General features: G+C 37.8%; 20 protein-coding genes. 1 reads left to right on the top strand and 19 read right to left on the bottom strand.

Annotated elements, in window-relative coordinates:
• Positions 1-79: 79 nt before the first annotated feature.
• From pth to NST93_RS14440, 17 genes are all read right to left on the bottom strand, one after another.
• On the bottom strand, positions 80-643 hold the full coding sequence (gene pth, locus NST93_RS14520; protein ID WP_405098249.1) for an aminoacyl-tRNA hydrolase: 564 nt from the start codon (positions 641-643) through the stop codon (positions 80-82).
• Positions 644-790: 147 nt separating this feature from the next.
• Entirely contained in the window at positions 791-1,420 is a 630-nt protein-coding gene (locus NST93_RS14515; RefSeq protein WP_405098247.1) for a 50S ribosomal protein L25/general stress protein Ctc, read from the bottom strand.
• 201 nt (positions 1,421-1,621) lie between these two features.
• On the bottom strand, positions 1,622-2,575 hold the full coding sequence (locus NST93_RS14510) for a ribose-phosphate diphosphokinase (protein WP_405098245.1): 954 nt from the start codon (positions 2,573-2,575) through the stop codon (positions 1,622-1,624).
• A 14-nt stretch (positions 2,576-2,589) separates the two neighbouring features.
• The gene (glmU, locus tag NST93_RS14505; protein ID WP_405098243.1) at positions 2,590-3,969 is read right to left on the bottom strand and encodes a bifunctional UDP-N-acetylglucosamine diphosphorylase/glucosamine-1-phosphate N-acetyltransferase GlmU; all 1,380 of its coding nucleotides are present in this window, start codon (positions 3,967-3,969) and stop codon (positions 2,590-2,592) included.
• A gap of 322 nt (positions 3,970-4,291) precedes the next feature.
• A complete protein-coding gene (gene spoVG, locus NST93_RS14500; RefSeq protein WP_206270637.1) occupies positions 4,292-4,582 on the bottom strand; it encodes a septation regulator SpoVG in 291 nt (96 codons plus the stop codon).
• A gap of 333 nt (positions 4,583-4,915) precedes the next feature.
• Positions 4,916-5,725 carry a pur operon repressor gene (gene purR / locus NST93_RS14495; RefSeq protein WP_405098241.1) on the bottom strand — a complete coding sequence of 270 codons (810 nt, stop codon included), beginning with the start codon at positions 5,723-5,725 and terminating at the stop codon, positions 4,916-4,918.
• A gap of 65 nt (positions 5,726-5,790) precedes the next feature.
• On the bottom strand, positions 5,791-6,645 hold the full coding sequence (gene ispE / locus NST93_RS14490) for a 4-(cytidine 5'-diphospho)-2-C-methyl-D-erythritol kinase (protein WP_405098239.1): 855 nt from the start codon (positions 6,643-6,645) through the stop codon (positions 5,791-5,793).
• Positions 6,646-6,771: 126 nt separating this feature from the next.
• A complete protein-coding gene (locus tag NST93_RS14485; RefSeq protein WP_405098237.1) occupies positions 6,772-6,951 on the bottom strand; it encodes a small, acid-soluble spore protein, alpha/beta type in 180 nt (59 codons plus the stop codon).
• Between the two features lie 130 nt (positions 6,952-7,081).
• Positions 7,082-7,348 (bottom strand): biofilm formation stimulator Veg, encoded by a 267-nt coding sequence (gene veg / locus NST93_RS14480; RefSeq protein WP_405098235.1) that lies wholly within the window; start codon positions 7,346-7,348, stop codon positions 7,082-7,084.
• A 267-nt stretch (positions 7,349-7,615) separates the two neighbouring features.
• Positions 7,616-8,521 (bottom strand): sporulation peptidase YabG, encoded by a 906-nt coding sequence (gene yabG, locus NST93_RS14475; RefSeq protein WP_405098233.1) that lies wholly within the window; start codon positions 8,519-8,521, stop codon positions 7,616-7,618.
• Positions 8,522-8,567: 46 nt separating this feature from the next.
• Entirely contained in the window at positions 8,568-9,455 is an 888-nt protein-coding gene (locus tag NST93_RS14470) for a GNAT family N-acetyltransferase (RefSeq protein ID WP_405098231.1), read from the bottom strand.
• Between the two features lie 109 nt (positions 9,456-9,564).
• Positions 9,565-10,029, bottom strand: a complete 465-nt coding sequence (locus NST93_RS14465) for a GNAT family N-acetyltransferase (RefSeq protein ID WP_405098228.1) — start codon at positions 10,027-10,029, stop codon at positions 9,565-9,567.
• A 4-nt stretch (positions 10,030-10,033) separates the two neighbouring features.
• Complete coding sequence (locus NST93_RS14460) at positions 10,034-10,429, bottom strand: HIT family protein (RefSeq protein ID WP_405098226.1); 396 nt, start codon at positions 10,427-10,429, stop codon at positions 10,034-10,036.
• 34 nt (positions 10,430-10,463) lie between these two features.
• The gene (locus NST93_RS14455; RefSeq protein ID WP_405098224.1) at positions 10,464-10,877 is read right to left on the bottom strand and encodes an NUDIX hydrolase; all 414 of its coding nucleotides are present in this window, start codon (positions 10,875-10,877) and stop codon (positions 10,464-10,466) included.
• 329 nt (positions 10,878-11,206) lie between these two features.
• Positions 11,207-12,094 (bottom strand): 16S rRNA (adenine(1518)-N(6)/adenine(1519)-N(6))-dimethyltransferase RsmA, encoded by an 888-nt coding sequence (rsmA, locus tag NST93_RS14450; protein WP_405098222.1) that lies wholly within the window; start codon positions 12,092-12,094, stop codon positions 11,207-11,209.
• 2 nt (positions 12,095-12,096) lie between these two features.
• Positions 12,097-12,654 (bottom strand): ribonuclease M5, encoded by a 558-nt coding sequence (gene rnmV / locus NST93_RS14445; RefSeq protein ID WP_405098220.1) that lies wholly within the window; start codon positions 12,652-12,654, stop codon positions 12,097-12,099.
• 81 nt (positions 12,655-12,735) lie between these two features.
• Positions 12,736-13,950: a ubiquitin-like domain-containing protein gene (locus NST93_RS14440; RefSeq protein ID WP_405098218.1), complete on the bottom strand. Its 1,215-nt coding sequence runs from the start codon at positions 13,948-13,950 to the stop codon at positions 12,736-12,738.
• 497 nt (positions 13,951-14,447) lie between these two features.
• Between NST93_RS14440 and NST93_RS14435 the strand changes: the two genes are divergently transcribed.
• Positions 14,448-14,840, top strand: coding sequence for a hypothetical protein (locus NST93_RS14435; RefSeq protein WP_405098216.1), 393 nt, complete (start codon positions 14,448-14,450; stop codon positions 14,838-14,840).
• Between the two features lie 106 nt (positions 14,841-14,946).
• Here the strand turns inward: NST93_RS14435 and NST93_RS14430 are convergent, their stop codons facing one another.
• Both NST93_RS14430 and NST93_RS14425 read right to left on the bottom strand, forming a co-directional pair.
• Positions 14,947-15,549 (bottom strand): short chain dehydrogenase, encoded by a 603-nt coding sequence (locus NST93_RS14430; protein ID WP_405098214.1) that lies wholly within the window; start codon positions 15,547-15,549, stop codon positions 14,947-14,949.
• A 53-nt stretch (positions 15,550-15,602) separates the two neighbouring features.
• The gene (locus tag NST93_RS14425; RefSeq protein WP_405098212.1) at positions 15,603-16,379 is read right to left on the bottom strand and encodes a TatD family hydrolase; all 777 of its coding nucleotides are present in this window, start codon (positions 16,377-16,379) and stop codon (positions 15,603-15,605) included.
• Positions 16,380-16,404 lie beyond the last annotated feature (25 nt).

Genomic DNA, 16,404 nt, shown 5'->3' with positions numbered 1-16,404 from the left:
TTACCTCCTCGAATCAACTTAATACGTATCATACTAAGTTTGTCCGATTCAGCTTTCTTTATACAGCAGTCTTCAGATATTAGTTATTATATTGATTCATTACTTCTAAAAATGGCATCCCTTTCAGCCATTCTTCACATGCATCTGCAGCCTTTTCAATGCTGTCATTTATTGTTTGCTGCTCTCCTTTTGCAAAATCCCCTAAAACATAATCTACTACTGGCACTGGATTTGTAGGTCTGCCTACACCAAAGCGAATCCGATTGAATTCCTTTGTGCCTAGATGGTCAATTAAGGAACGCATGCCATTATGGCCTCCATGTCCACCTTTTGCACGCAAGCGGACTTTTCCAGCAGGCAAATCAAGATCATCATATATTACAAGAATGTCTTCTAATTCAATATTATAATAGTCCAGCAAAGGGCGCACAGACTGACCAGATAAATTCATAAAGGTCTGTGGCTGAAGCAGAATCACTTTTTCGCCTTCAAAAAGTTCCATTGCATAGTCACCATTGAATTTATTTTTATTTAACTTCCATTGATGGCGATCAAGCAAGTCATTCACGACCATAAAACCAATATTATGTCGTGTTTTTGCATACTTCTTTCCAGGATTGCCTAATCCTATAATACATTTCATGATATTTCTTCCTTACATCATATTTTTTAAGAAAACCTTTTATTGAGGAATTCGATGAGATTAAACAAGCCCTCCTCTGAGCAAAGTACATTGTTCTGCGTATGAGGAGGGTTTTGTTTATCTTATTTATTCATTCTTGAAATAAAATTACTGAGCGTCTGCTTCATCCTTCTTGCCAACTAGCTCAGGCTCAGCCGTTTCGTCCACTGAAGTCTCTGGCTCTTCTGCAGCTGGTGGCACCACGGATACAATAACAGTATCTGCTTCATCTACAAATTCATATTTGTCTGATTTAGGCAAGTCGGCGATGGAAATAACATCACCAATTGCAAGTTCTGTAACATTAACTGTAATTTGATCTGGAATATCAGCTGGTTTTACAGTTATAAGCACTTCGTAAAGCGGCTGCTGTACGATACCGCCATCTCTGACTCCCACAGCATCTCCTTCAATGTGCACTGGAATAGAAACTTCTCTCTCTTCAGACATATCTACAATGTAGAAGTCAACGTGAACTAAAGAATCCTTAATTGGATCCATTTGATAATCCTGAAGCATTACATCAACAGAAGAATCTCCTTCAATATCAAGGGTAATAATTGCGTTTCTTCCTTCATCGCGAACTGTCTTTAGTAATGCGATGCTCTCTACCGCCACGCTTTTCGTTTCTTTATCTTTACCATAAACAATTGCTGGAACTTGTCCACTGTCTCTAAGTTCCTTAATTTTTGAACTTGTAAGATCATCTCTCTTTGCTGCTGTTAATTTTACTGCCATGTTCATCATCCTCCAAATTAATCTTAATTTTGATTGTCTCGCTAGATCTAACGTTAACTTTCATCATTATTTCTTAATTTCTTACAAGGAATTGAAACAAAAACACAAGAAAATAATCAAGTAAAACAGGTAGTTACTATAAAGCTCTTGCATGGAAATCTGATAATAGAACAGTTTACCCTTTTAAAAAAAGTTGAAACCTTAATCAAATAAAATACTTACGGATTGCAGTTCATGGACACGAATAATTGCTTCTCCTATTAGTGGGGCAACAGATAAAGCTGTAATTTTATCAATCTTTTTCTCTTCTGGAAGCGGTATTGAATTCGTAATAACCAATTCTTTAATTTGTGAATTGTTAATTCGCTCAATTGCTGGGCCGGATAAAACAGGGTGTGTACAACAAGCATACACTTCTGTAGCGCCATTTTCAATTAATGCGTCTGCTGCCAGAGTAATTGTACCGCCTGTATCAATAATATCATCAATTAAAATCGCTGTTTTTCCTTCAACATTACCAATGATATTCATAATCTCTGCGACGTTCGGGCGCGGTCTCCGCTTATCGATAATACCGATTGGTGTTTTTAAGCGATCAGCTAATTTTCTAGCTCTTGTTACACCGCCATGATCCGGAGATACGACAATAATGTCTTGCAGGTCTTTCTTCTCAAAGTAATCAGATAGAATTGGCACACCTTGCAGATGGTCAATCGGAATATTAAAGAAGCCCTGGATCTGTGGTGCATGTAAATCAAGTGTGATAACCCGTGTTGCACCAGCTGTTTCTAATAAATCAGCAATAAGCTTCGCAGCAATCGGTTCACGTGAGCGAGCTTTTCTGTCTTGTCTTGCATAACCATAATATGGCATCACAATATTTATGGATTTAGCAGAAGCTCGTTTTAGTGCATCAATCATTATCAATAATTCCATGACATGATCATTAACTGGTGCACATGTTGATTGAACAACATAAACATCACTGCCGCGAATACTCTCCTCAATATTAATTTGTACCTCTCCATCACTAAATCTCGATACTGTGCATTTTCCCAGCTCAATCCCAATGTGCTTTGCAATATCCTCCGCAAGTGCGGGATTTGAATTTAGTGTGAATACTTTTAACGATCCATCTGCATAATTAGATGCCATGAAATAACCCTCCGTTAGTCTTTTTTTCGATTAAAAATCCGTTCTACATAGTCTTCTTTATTCGATTGTCTAGCTCTTGCAATAGATAGTGCATTATCTGGCACATCCTTATTAATGGTGGATCCTGCTGCAACATAAGAACCCTTTCCGATTGTTACTGGAGCAATTAAATTAGAATTGCAGCCAATAAATGCATTATCTTCTATTGTGGTTAAATGCTTCTTTTTGCCATCATAGTTAACTGTTATTGTACCACAACCTACATTAACATTACTTCCTACTTCGGCATCACCAATATAGCTTAAATGGGAAACTTTACTATTATCTCCAAGTGTTGTCTTCTTCACTTCTACAAAGTTGCCTAACTTCGCATGATCTCCAATTACTGATTCTGGGCGAATATGTGCAAATGGCCCAATATTCACATGTGATCCTACTGTACTGTTGTGAATAACACTTTGTTTTACTGCAGTTCCCTCTCCAATATGGCAATCAGCAAGTTCACTGTTTGGACCAATAATGGCATCTGTCTTAATCGTTGTTTTTCCTTTAATTATTGTTCCAGGGTAAATCGTCACATCCTGTTCAATAATCACATCTGGTCCAATATATGTTTGATCTGGGTCAATAATTGCTACACCATTGCGCATATGCTGCTCATTAAGGCGTTTTTTCATAATCCTCTCAGCTTGTGCTAATGCGACTCGGTCATTAATTCCCAATGTTTCTTCAAAGTCAGCTGCAACAAAGGCACTGATTTTTTTCGATTCATTGCGCAATACTTCAATAACATCTGGCAGGTAATATTCACCTTGTGCATTATCATTTGTTATATTTTGAAGCGCTGTGAAAAGTTCATGGTTATTGAAGCAATATGTACCAGTATTTATTTCATTTACTAACCTTTCCTCATCTGTCGCATCCTTATGCTCAACGATTCGCTCCACTTCATTTTTCGCATTGCGAATAACCCTCCCATAGCCTGCAGGGTCAGGAGTGTTTGCTGTTAGAATCGTTGCGCTTGCTCTAGATTGTTCGTGGTGTTCGAATAATTTTACGAAGGTTTCTCCAGTAATCAATGGTGTATCTCCACAAGCTACAATTGTCGTCCCTTCCGCATCCTTCAGAAGCTCCTCCGCTTGCAAAACTGCGTGTCCAGTACCTAATTGTTTTTCCTGGATGACAAATTGACTCTTATCGCCAATTTCCTCTTTTACCTTTTCAGCACCGAATCCGACAATTGTAATTAATTTATCCAGATTTACTGCATTTAAGTTGTTAATGACATGCTGTACCATTGGTTTGCCAACAACAGGGTGCAGCACCTTATAAAGCTTTGATTTCATTCTTGTTCCTTGTCCTGCAGCAAGTATTACAGCATAACGTTTCGTCATAAAGAAACCTCCATCACTTCTATTTATCCATTATAAAATATAACGCAAAAGCCCATGGATTTCAAGATTGGCGAGATTATTTGCAGTCCATGCGTTTTCTCTTCGTAATCAGCAGTTTGAATATTGATTGGTTCACACCTGTTCACATTAGATAGTTAACCCAGCTCACGCCCTAATACACTTTATCAAAACGGCTTCACCGTTATACTTAAAAAAATTAGCAGCACGGACAGACAAATACCTTTAAGTAAAAAACAAGATAAGATAAAAAAGGAGGCTAACCTATTTTAGATTAGTCCCCTCTTGCTTGAAAATAACAATATTAGGAAGCTCCTGCTTCTTCAAATTCTACTTCACTTTCTCCCGATAAACGATACGCTTCCAGCACTGCATCTTGAATTTTATTCCGAGTACCTGAATTAATTGGATGTGCAATATCTCTAAATTCGCCGTCTGGAGTTCGCTTGGATGGCATTGCTACAAACAATCCATTATTTCCATCAATAACACGAATATCATGAACGACAAATTCTTCATCCAAAGTAATAGATGCAATTGCTCGCATTCTGCCCTCTGTATTTACGCGGCGCAATCTTACGTCAGTGACTTCCACGATGCTTCACCACCTTTTTCGAATTAAACTCATATGATTTAAACTCTATGTATTAGTAATTCAACAAGAGATTTAAAATCCCTGCTTTTTATTTAAAAAAATTTTAATATTTTCAAAATAAAAATTACCATGATTGAAAACGATCACTTTTCATTTGTTATAGCTTTGGTATAAACGAGAAAATCCCCTCTCTTTAAACATCAATTGCCTAAAAAAAGGGGACACTTCTTTATTTATTTCACAGTTCGAAGCAGAAAGTCACTAAAAAATGAGGAACTTTGCCAACGTAGAATGTGCGCGAAGCAAAAACTGCTGTGGATATTAGCTTCACTATTAATTTAAATTCCCTGGTACAATTTCAATGATTTTTCTATTCAAATCCACACTTGAAATTTTGACTAACGAAGTGTAGCTCTCTACTTTTCTTTCTTCATCGTCATCATCTGCTTCGGCAAATACTCCAATTGCCTTTACCTCAGCATTAAACTCTGCTAGTAAATTGGTAATCCCTGTGATTGTTCCGCCTGCTTTCATAAAGTCATCTATAATACATACATTTGTACCTTCTTTTAGACTCCGTTTTGGAAGCACCATCGTCTGGATTTTTCGCGAAGAGCCGGACACATAATTAATACTCACAGATGATCCTTCCGTCACTTTTGGATCTCTTCTTGCAATTATGACCGGAACTCCCAAGAAAGAGGCTACTGCATATGCTAGAGGAATCCCTTTAGTAGCAACTGTTACAACTGCATCGATATCAAGTTTCGCAAATTTAGAAGCAAAGACCCGGCCAATTTCACGAACTGTTTTTGGATCACCCAGTAAATCACTCATATATAAATAGCCACCAGGCAATATCCGCTCTGGATCAGCTAACTTATCACATAGCGCACGAATAAACTGATCACTATGTTCCTCCGCATTTTCTGGAATATAAGAAACGCCTCCACCCGCACCAGTAGTTCGGTGTAAAAGACCAAGTCCCTGACTTTCAAACACTGCATGAATGATATCCAGATCTTCACTGATGGAGGATTTCGTTGTACTACATAGACTTACAAAGTATGATAATTGGATATGTTTACGTGGATTTTCCAGAAAAAAGTTTGTTAACACGACTAGTCGGTTACTTCTTTTCATTTTTACACCTCAAAAACCGTATATTTTTATCTTAATATATCACTTTCATACGTGTTCTGGCAATATCAACCTAATAGTCGAACTAAATACACTTCATTACAAAAGCCACGCATTCCGTTATATATCTGCTTTGCTTTCTGATGCTGCTGAACTAGACTATATACAGTCGGCCCTGTGCCACTCATGAGAACCCCAGGAGAACCAAGCTGCTTCATCGTTTCTTTAATCTGGATGACCTCAGGATGCAGTTTACAAGTAATCGGTTCTAATGAATTACCGATGTAATGACAAATGCCTTGGAAATCCTGATTATTTAGTGCTTCAATAAGCGCCTTATTATTAGGGTGACTTAATTCCTCTACATTTACCCGCTCAAATATCGTTCGAGTTGAGACACCAATATCTGGTTTAGCAAGCACAACCCAACATGGAGGCGGAGGTGGCAATCTCTCTATTATTTCACCATAACCCTTTGCCATTGCAGTATTGCCATAAAGACTAAACGAAGTATCTGATCCACACTGTGCTGCAACATTTCCTAATTCCTGCAGCTGCATATCAAGCTCCCACAGACGATTTAGTCCGCGAATCACTGCTGCCGCATCCGTACTTCCTCCGCCCAGTCCAGCAGACACAGGGATATTTTTATCAATTTTAATATGAACACCTTTTTTTATATTAAATCTATTTTTAAACACTTTAGCTGCCTTATACGCTAAATTCCGTTCATCATTCGGCACATATCGGCTTTCAAGTGAAATCTCAATCTTATCTTCTTCTAGAGAGATGAACTCTAATCGGTCTGCTAAATCAATTGTGGTCATAATCATTTCCACATCGTGATATTCATCATTTTTTCTTTTTCGCAATACATCAAGCGATAAATTGATTTTTGCCGGTGCTTTTTCTATGATTGTCAAACCTCTCACCTGCCTAATACATCAAAAGTTATACAAATTGTATCATAATCCAAATAGAGGCGCGACTGTTATAAATGCTGAATGGGCGAGTTTGAATCACTGTACTAAAGGAAAAAAGCAAACCCCTTAGGATTTGCCTTTTCCAATACTTTCTTCCGCCATTTCAATTGCTCGTTTTACCATGTTACCAGCATCTCTGGATTTAATTCCACCCCAGCCCTCACGCTTCACAGTGTCGTAAAATCCTAACTCCTTAGCAATTTCTTCCTTCAGCTGGTCTGACATCATACCTTTTCGTCTTCCCATGAAAAAACAGCTCCTTTTTGTTATGATGCTTACGACACACTTAGTTTAGCCATAAAAGAGAAAGTAACACGAAGTAAATTACAGCAATGATGGTAAAAAAAGATAAAAAAATAGAAGCACTAGACAAGGTCTACTGCTCCACTAATATTACTTTACTTCTATCTTCTAAAAATTTTAATTCTACGGTCTCTGTAAGAACGTCTGCATAGCTGTATGAAACACGTTCGAATGCATTCTCGTCTTGATCTAATTCAACTATGAACACCGAAGGATAGGTTTCCGCCAGTACCCCGGATCTTACAATTGTTTTTCTTCTGCCGCCATTCGCTTTTAACTTCAAGCGCTTTCCAATACGGCAGTCAAGACCTTGCTTAATTTCGTTCAATGTTTTAGCCAATAGACTCCACCTCACTAATGATAATTATATCACAAGCTTGTTCAACAGTCAAATAAAACTAATCATTATATCAGTAATACAAATTACCTGTCAATAGTTAATATTTATCTATTTCTAGTATTATTAGCAATTGTTAACTTTTTATGTACCATTTAGGAAATTAAAAATAATTCTTTCTTTTCTTTATAGCAAAAACAGACATTCGACGAATGCCTGTTTATTATATGTTAAACTGTTATTTCTTATTCTCTTTGCCAAAATCAAGTGCTAAAAGGCTACAATATCTTCTTCATTATCTGGCTCTTCGTCTTCTTCCTTTTCTTCAATATACGGCATTCCCGTTCTTAGTAAACCACGTGTCTCTATACCTCCCATACCCTTTTCACCTGTTAGCGTATTACGGAGAGCTTCCCACACGTTTACACTTTCCATAAAAGGCGTATAGGCAATTCTAGCCGCTATATATACAGGATCTAATGCATGGATATTAATACGCAGCGGTGAGCTGGCGAAATTTGCACCAGCACGGATTAATGATTCAAAATGGGATTGACACGCTCCTGCGAAAATGACAAGCTGATCTAAATGAGGATTCATTCTTCGAGCTTCGCGAACAGCCTCAACGAAATACTTTGAATTGCGATAAGCTCGCAAATCCTTTTTCTCTCCTTTGTTTTTTGAATAAGCATCATGCCCAGTAATAACTATAATATCAGGCTGTATTCTCTCAATTAAATCTCCTATTTCCTGTGGCATATCTTTCTCCAGCAAATGAATGCCGTGCACATGCAGACCGACACGCTGATAGAGCATAATACATTTTCTCAGATAAATCGGATCACCATCAATATGAAGCACCTTTGCTGGCAGCTGAAATTGAGTTGTATTATGTCTATAGCCTTTGGTAACCTGATATGTCTTTTTTTCACGCATCAACTGGTAATCCTGATGAAATAAGCGAAATGAAAATTCTTCTTTGTCCTTCGTCTTCTGTTGTCTTATTTCAAGATCCGGTTCGGTAATCTTCTCTAAATCATCCATCGGTGCATCTGCCTGTAAACGCATTTCTATCCCATAGAGCTGAACATTGCCTTTATTGATATGATGCACACGAAATATTAAATCATGTTGGTACGATTTACGTGTCACGATGTCCCCAACTTTTACAACCATAGCCACACCCCATAGCTTAAGCATCACTTGTATAAACTATGAAGGTTTAAATTAAGTTGTGAATGCCCTGTTTCCATCGATAGCTGATCAATGTATCTCCCGTCTTAAATCCAGCTTGAAAATACAGATGATTCGCCGCTGTATTTGCAGCTTCTACTGTTAATTGAACTTCGGTAAACACAGGATGTGAGAAAATCTCTGTTAGAACCTCTCTTAAAAGCACTGTACCTATACCTTGCCCACGATAACGAGGAGAAATGCTTAAATACTCCAAGGAAGCTTCCTCAAGTTCGTAATCAAGTTCAAAATAAGCATAGCCTTGCAGATTCTCAGCATCATCCTTTAAAAGCTTTAAAATATTTCCGTTGCTAAGCCTGCTTATTATGGTCTTTGCATTATAATACGTATTCGGAAAGGTTTCTGTATGCAACTTTGTAAAAGCTGCTTCATCCTCTGGTGTAAAGGAAACACTTTGAAGGTCACGGACGTTCTTAAAGTCTGCTCTTTTTATATTTAATTGCAGATGCCTTCCGGATTCCTCGGCTCGTATTTTCTTCATGAAATGACGCTGCTGCAGATTTTCTTCATTTAGCAAAAAATAATAATCTTGTATAGCTGAATAATCCTTAATAAATTGCTTCCATAATTTTTCTTGAATTTCTACAGTGTCCGTTTCGTTAAACGGTCCCCATACTTCTGCTGTAGTTTCCTCTATATCCGCACCTAGAGCTGCTACAATTTTCCCTGTATAATCTTTTGCAATATAAAAGTGAAGCCAACCATCTGCAGTCTGAAAGTCTTCTCGCAAGGCTTTTAAGTTCCACTCGTATTCCCTGCCACAATAGCCAATATGTGTTTGCTTATTCTGATTGACTTCTGTTAAAAATAAAGCCAATGCATGAGCATCTCTCGCTTTCTCAATAATTATATTCATATTCCCTCCATGACTAGATAGTATTGCATTTATATCTTCAGGCAGATAATAAAACTAAATACTAAAACACTTTTATAAACTTCCTCTGTCTCCTCTTATCTTATAATTTTTACAAATACCCCCTCATGCGAATTACTTTCCCTCCTAATTCAGGTCCAACTTCTTCCATACCAATCTTTTTATAGAAGTTAATTGCAACATGGTTTTCGGGAGCTACCCTTAGATGAAACTCATTCACTTTATTTTTCGTAAAAAAAGACTTTGCATACTGATGGAGCATGCTGCCTCTGCCCTCTCCTCTCATATCAGGTATAAGGTAATACAAATGAACATACCCAATTTTTCTTCCCTCAAATTCCCTGATGGTTAATTCAAGCTGACCAATTACTTTATCAGCCTCCTTTACAAAAACAAGTCCTTCAGGAAAAAGCATCGTTTTCTCAGCCAGCCAATTTAAATAAACTGATTCATCCCCAAAATCATCCGTATTTTCAAAACTGACTTGAAAAGAATCCTTTCTAAACTTTATTAACTTCTCACGGTTTTGATTCACATTTATCTTCTCGAACTGCATCAAATCACCTCTGATTATGTACACCCTTAAACATATAGCGAATCCCTTTCCCTGCCAGTGGCTCATCCGCATACCTTGGCAGAACGTGAAAATGTGCATGAAAAATATGCTGACCGCCAACCGAACCACAATTCCAGCCGAAATTATAACCAGCAGGCTGATGTTTCTTATCCAAATAAGATTTTACTTCCTTTAGTAGATCATATGTTGCATTCCATTCCTCTCGTGTTAAATCGAATACCGTTTCACGATGGACTTTCGGAACAATGACACCAGCTCCTTCAAGACTCGATCCGGATAATTGTGCACGCTCTAACTGCAGAAACATACAATGCTCATTTTCAAAGACAATACGCTGATCAGATTCCAAATCTGTATGACAAAAAACGCAATCCACCATTCTATTTCTCCTTATTCATCGATGTCAACATTTTTTACACCTCGAATTCCACCAAAAAGGGGTGAAAAGAGGGTTCTAAGCAATACTCAATTCGCTGTCTAAAGTTTCCACAGGTAACCATCTCCAACGCATCTTCAATTGGAAAGAATCCGACCTCTAAGCTTTCAGGACTCGTCGTTGGGACACCACCAAGTGGTTTTGCTAAAAATAAAGCATTACAAATACTGGAGGTTACATTTTGAAAAATACCACAGAACTTTGTTAGCTTAATATCAATTCCAGACTCTTCTTTTACTTCCCTAATTGCAGCAGCTTTGAGTGATTCACCCTCTTCTACCTGACCACCGGGCATTTCCCACCCCCGTCTTGGGCCCCTGATTAATAATATTTCATTATGATCGTTTATAACAATCGCTGCAGCAGAAACAGTATGCTTTGGTACTCCCATTTCCTCCCCCTCCTCCATGTCTATATATTCAGTCATTTTACCACATAATTTTAATAATAACTAAAACCTGAATTTTTTGTTCCGACATATAACTTTCAAACTAATTACTTTGTAAAACACCGCTCTGTATCATTCAATAAAATAACGATTAATATTTGCACTAAACAGTCCAACTATCCCGAGATTCCAGCTGGAGTTCAGGACTAAAGTGTGTTAGTACGGAAGGGGCCCAACAGCCGATTGTGGAAAGTGAGGGATACTTCGGAACTGTTGACCTCCAGTAAAAAAGAGCTGACATCATGCCTTTTCCGCATAATGCCAGCTCTGAATTAATTCTCTTGATTTGTTTCCTGATAAAAAGCATTCGCGAGCTTTGCAAATTCCTCAATATCAAGAGATTCACCCCGACGGGTGCCATCAATACCAATTCCCTGTAAAATAACGTCAACTTTTGCTTTATCAAACTTATCTGCAAAGTAATTTGTTAAATTATTTCTTAACGTTTTTCTTCTTTGAGCAAAGCTAGCCTTCACTACCCCAAAGAAGAACTCCTCATCGTCAACTTGTACAGCTGGCTCTGTCCTCAACTCCAGCTGAAGAATACTTGAATCAACATTTGGCTGTGGATTGAAAACAGTCTTTGGAACCGTCATTACTACTTTTGCATACGTATAGTACTGGATAGCAATTGTTAACGACCCATAGCTTTTACTATTTGGTCTTGCCGCCATCCGTTCAGCTACCTCTTTTTGAATCATAACCGTAATACTATCAACTGGCAGGCGATCATGAAGCAGCTTCATTAAAATTGGTGTTGTAATATAATATGGTAAATTTGCAACCACATGAATGGCCTGATTATCTTTAAAATGATTCTTTATTACTTCTGTAACGTCCGCCTTTAATATATCTTGATGAATAACTTCCACATTCGAATAGGCACCAAGTGTATCTTCCAAAATTGGTAATAAACGCTGGTCAATTTCGAATGCTACGACTTTATCTGCGTGAATTGCTAATTGCTCTGTCAGCGCGCCGATCCCAGGTCCAATTTCTATTGCACCTGCAGACTTATCTATATTTGCATGATTTATTATATTTTCTAGAACGTTTACATCAACTAAAAAGTTTTGCCCCAGACTCTTTTTAAAAGAGAACTTATATTTATTTAATATTTCCTTCGTTTTGGAAGGTGTTGCGATATATTTCTTTGACATGACTAATCCTCCTGCTCGATTGCTTCGAGTGCAGCTTCAAATTCCTGTTTTGTTATTTGGAATTGGTTTAACCGTCTAAGCAGCTGTTTTCCATTTGTATGTCCTATTTTTAGGTATTCACCAAGCATACGCCGGCGTTCACTTGCTTCTCTTACACCGATTAAACGCTGATTCACTAAGTCTTCTTTCGTAATCTCACCCTCTAGATTATCAGTAAGTTCATAAACCTTACCTAAAGCTTCACGGATTGTCTCAGGGCTAGCATGCTCAATTCCAAGACTATTATGATGCGGATTTTTTGCGCGAGCCTCATCCTGTGTAAGAAATGCATGTTTACAGCCAGGGACCGCCTGATCAACGATATGTCGAATCCGCTGACCTGGATAATCAGGATCAGTGAAAATAATGACACCACGTTTTTCCTTTGCATGTTTAATACGATTTAATATTTCTTTATTAACAGCTGAACCATTTGTTTCAATTGTATCCGCATCGATTGCTTGACGAATTTTTGCTGTATCGTCCTTGCCTTCAACAACAATAATCTCTTTTATTTTCAAACCTTTTCCTCCAGTATAAGAATAAAGCTCCTCCCATGATTTTAGCATGAGAAGAGCATGAATTCCTATATATTAATCCATTTAGTTTATAATTTTCACTTGCACGGTGCGTACACCCCAGCTGTATGCTGCCGATTTATTGGGCACATGGACATCAATTCGATTACCTTTGATTGCTCCGCCTGTATCCCCAGCTACTGCAACACCATAACCTTCAACCCAAACTTTTGAGCCAAGCGGTATGACATTCGGATCCACCGCAATTACTTTCATATTTGGATTTGCTTGTAAATTAATTCCCGTTGAAGTAACTCCTGAACAACCACTGCAACTTGCAGTAAATGCACTCGCTGTCACTGTTAGTGTCTTTCCGCCTGATGGTTCATTACTTGATTTATCAGATAGTGTAACAAGATTGGAATCTGATTTTTGAGTGGCTTCTTTTGTGCCAACTGCTACAACATGATTCACACTTTCCTTTTTCACTTCTTCATCAACAAGTTCACGATTTACTTCCTTGCCATTTTCTTTCGTAATTTTATACTCTTTTACAATCTGACCTTCTTGGCCTTGAGTAATGATTTTCTCTTCACCCTTCGGCAAAGAACTATCCTGCTTTTCTTCTGTACTGTAAGCAACGGCCTCTGCCACTTCCTCTGTTTCTGTTGTTACACGTACAATGGAAATCTCCATATCCTTTTTAACCGTTTTATCCAAACCCGGTTTGATTTTATCTGCATCATTTAACACAATATCATGATTGGCAAGTAATTCCTCCACCGTTCCCCCTGTTGCTGAAACGACCTTTTTTTCTCCGCCATCATTGATTGCAACGTCATAGGCCTTTGTTACATTAATTTCTAAGCCATCTTCAATTGCCTCTGTTTGCTGATGCGAAACATCATCATGTTCTGAAAAGGATAGGTTTTGTTCTTTATAAAACCCTTGTATTGTATCTTCTGTTGTATAGAAACTCTCTGCAGTACCATCTATTACGACAGTGACCTGCATTGCTGTCTTATAATCAATTTTCATGCCATTCTCTACCGGTGCATCGATCTCATGTGATATCGCATCATGTGCACCAACAGTAATGCCTGCTTCTGCAAATAATTCTTCAACAGTATTCTTATGTGTGTGAACTACTTGTTCTTCTCCGTTGTTTACAATTACAACCTCAGCTTTTGCAGTCTCATAAACTACATAGCCAGAAAATAAAACAAGCGCTAAGACACCAATTGTCGAAAGAATCATTTTCGTTTTTGATGCCAGCATAAGCTTATGAATAAATTTCATGCTCCTGCCTCCTTGTACGAAATTGATTATAGTAAACAGGTATATGTATAGTCAAAGCAATTCCGTTTACAATCAAATTACAATTAGGTTACATTTCTAGCTGTTTTATATTTCAATAGTTTTCAGATCACCCTAATCCCTTGAGGCACCTGCGATTAAAAAATAACTGAAGATTCAATTTAAAATAGGAGCCGCTTTATATTAAAGAGTTACATTTCCATGATTTTCTATAAATACGACAAATTTTACAGTTTTTTTGCAAAAAGTCAAAGCTTTCGGGAGTAAATTTCCTCTGTGAGGAAAAATAGACATTTATGTCGATTTATTATTAAAAGGTAAACATACTTATTCATTTAAAATATCCTAAAGTATAAAATAGTTAAACACTGCATAATTACAAAACCGATACATTTGTAATCTAATATTCATCTTCCGTTCATATAAAAAATGTACATTTTATGTAATATGTTTCATGTGAAACAGGAGGTAAGATTATTATGAATAAACAAAGCAAATTACTATTGCAGTTCTCAGGTTTATTTGGGGTTATTGGTGCAACACTAGGGGCTCATATGGCTGGTGCAGGGTCTTATGCCTTCCGTGCCATTCACGCACACATTTTAGTAGTTGGATGGTTATCTCTATTTGGGTGGGCCGTATTTTATAAGGTTTTTCAAGTGCAGCGTACAAAGTTAACAACCTTACATGTCTGGACGGCAATTATTGGTTCTGTTGGATTATCTGCAGGTATGTGGTTATACATGTTAAAACCATTTAATCTGCCGGAAACCCTGACGTTAATCATCTATATTGGTGGCGGCGTGGCACTGCTCCTAAGTTTTGTTTTATTCTTTATCCTTACATTACTGTATAAGGATGATAATAAATAAACTGGACTAAGCTATGCTATTATATGGAAAAACCCCAAATTAAAGCTGAACTTTAATTTGGGGTTTCCTTATTCATTATATTTTCACAAGGCATTCTCTTGCAACTTTAATAAACATTATAGCTCTGACCGGTTTGTGCACCATAGATACTTTTTTTGAAAGCTAGTGCAACACTTTTAGCTTTAACAGGTTCAAAACCTGCAAATAAGGAGCCATACTTATCTATTGATTCTTCAAGGACTGTAGGGCTGACACTATTTATTCGAATTCCTCTTGGCATTTCAATGGCTGCGGATTTTACAAAAGCACGGACGCCCCCATTCGCCATGGCAGCAGATGCCGCTCCAACTAAAGGATCATCCATTAAGACACCCGTAGTCAACGTTATACTTCCTTTATCTCGAATAAAGCTTAAGCCTAAAAGTACTAAGTTGATTTGTCCAAGAAGTTTACTGTTCACAGCTATTTGATTTTGTTCAGGTGTCATTTCCTCTACTGAACCAAAATGAGCAGATCCCAATGTTGCAACAAGTGCATCTATCTTACCAACCTTCTTAAACATTGCCTTTATACTTTCTATTGAAGTTATATCAACCTTTACACTCGAATTATTACGGCTTGCTTTCACAACTTCCACGCCATCTGCCTCTAGCTCTCTTACAACTGCCTTTCCAATTGTCCCACTTGCCCCTACTGTTAAAACTTTCATTTCCTCACCCCATATCCCATTTTTAAATGATATGCTTCAATCTAATCATATCATTATTCTTTAGAAGAAATCCTAAATAAACGAAGTGCATTTTCTGTTGTTTGCTGAGCTATCTCTTCCAGCGACGTTTCCCTTAGTTCTGCAATTTTCTCTGCAACAAGCCTCACATATGCTGGCTCATTTCGTTTGCCGCGATTCGGATGCGGCGCAAGATATGGTGCATCTGTTTCAATGAGCAAACGATCCAGCGGCACTTCCTTTGCTACCTCTTTTGGAAGCGGCGCATTTTTGAATGTTACTGGTCCTCCAAGTGATATATAAAAGTTCATATCAAGACATGCCTGTACATATTGAACAGAATCATTGTAGCAATGCATAATACCGCCAACCGATTGGGCATCCTCCTCCTTAAGAATTTGGATAATATCCTCTGTGGCCTCACGATTATGGATAATGATTGGCATATCAAGCTTTTTAGCGAGACGGATTTGTTTACGAAAAACTTCCTTTTGAACATCCTTAGGTGATTTATCCCAGTGATAGTCCAACCCCATCTCTCCAAGCGCTACGACCTTCGGATGCTCGGATAATTCTTCTATCCAGGTTAATTCCTTTTCCGTCATATCAATTGCATCAACCGGATGCCATCCTACTGCAGCATAGATATGTTCATTTTGCTCTGCAATCTCTATCGCAAGTGGTATCGTCTCATGATCAAAGCCAACGACAACCATATACTTTACTCCTGCATCCCAAGCACGCTGAATTGCATCTTCTCTATCTTCTTTAAATTGCCAGGCATTTAAATGCATATGTGTGTCAAATAACATAATTCCTCATCCTTTATTCTAAATT

This window comes from Oceanobacillus sp. FSL H7-0719 (assembly GCF_045040795.1).
Lineage (GTDB): Bacteria > Bacillota > Bacilli > Bacillales > Amphibacillaceae > Oceanobacillus.
The sequence above is the reverse complement of the archived record's forward strand: the minus strand, read 5'-3'. Positions and strand labels throughout refer to the sequence as shown.

Bases quoted from the DNA above. Each gene is read 5' to 3' on its own strand.
- pth (WP_405098249.1), bottom strand. From the start codon at position 643: ATGAAATGTATTATAGGATTAGGCAATCCTGGAAAGAAGTATGCAAAA.
- NST93_RS14515 (WP_405098247.1), bottom strand. From the start codon at position 1,420: ATGGCAGTAAAATTAACAGCAGCAAAGAGAGATGATCTTACAAGTTCA.
- NST93_RS14510 (WP_405098245.1), bottom strand. From the start codon at position 2,575: ATGGCATCTAATTATGCAGATGGATCGTTAAAAGTATTCACACTAAAT.
- glmU (WP_405098243.1), bottom strand. From the start codon at position 3,969: ATGACGAAACGTTATGCTGTAATACTTGCTGCAGGACAAGGAACAAGA.
- purR (WP_405098241.1), bottom strand. From the start codon at position 5,725: ATGAAAAGAAGTAACCGACTAGTCGTGTTAACAAACTTTTTTCTGGAA.
- NST93_RS14485 (WP_405098237.1), bottom strand. From the start codon at position 6,951: ATGGGAAGACGAAAAGGTATGATGTCAGACCAGCTGAAGGAAGAAATT.
- yabG (WP_405098233.1), bottom strand. From the start codon at position 8,521: ATGGTTGTAAAAGTTGGGGACATCGTGACACGTAAATCGTACCAACAT.
- NST93_RS14470 (WP_405098231.1), bottom strand. From the start codon at position 9,455: ATGAATATAATTATTGAGAAAGCGAGAGATGCTCATGCATTGGCTTTA.
- NST93_RS14465 (WP_405098228.1), bottom strand. From the start codon at position 10,029: ATGCAGTTCGAGAAGATAAATGTGAATCAAAACCGTGAGAAGTTAATA.
- NST93_RS14460 (WP_405098226.1), bottom strand. From the start codon at position 10,429: ATGGTGGATTGCGTTTTTTGTCATACAGATTTGGAATCTGATCAGCGT.
- NST93_RS14455 (WP_405098224.1), bottom strand. From the start codon at position 10,877: ATGGGAGTACCAAAGCATACTGTTTCTGCTGCAGCGATTGTTATAAAC.
- rsmA (WP_405098222.1), bottom strand. From the start codon at position 12,094: ATGTCAAAGAAATATATCGCAACACCTTCCAAAACGAAGGAAATATTA.
- NST93_RS14440 (WP_405098218.1), bottom strand. From the start codon at position 13,950: ATGAAATTTATTCATAAGCTTATGCTGGCATCAAAAACGAAAATGATT.
- NST93_RS14435 (WP_405098216.1), top strand. From the start codon at position 14,448: ATGAATAAACAAAGCAAATTACTATTGCAGTTCTCAGGTTTATTTGGG.
- NST93_RS14430 (WP_405098214.1), bottom strand. From the start codon at position 15,549: ATGAAAGTTTTAACAGTAGGGGCAAGTGGGACAATTGGAAAGGCAGTT.
- NST93_RS14425 (WP_405098212.1), bottom strand. From the start codon at position 16,379: ATGTTATTTGACACACATATGCATTTAAATGCCTGGCAATTTAAAGAA.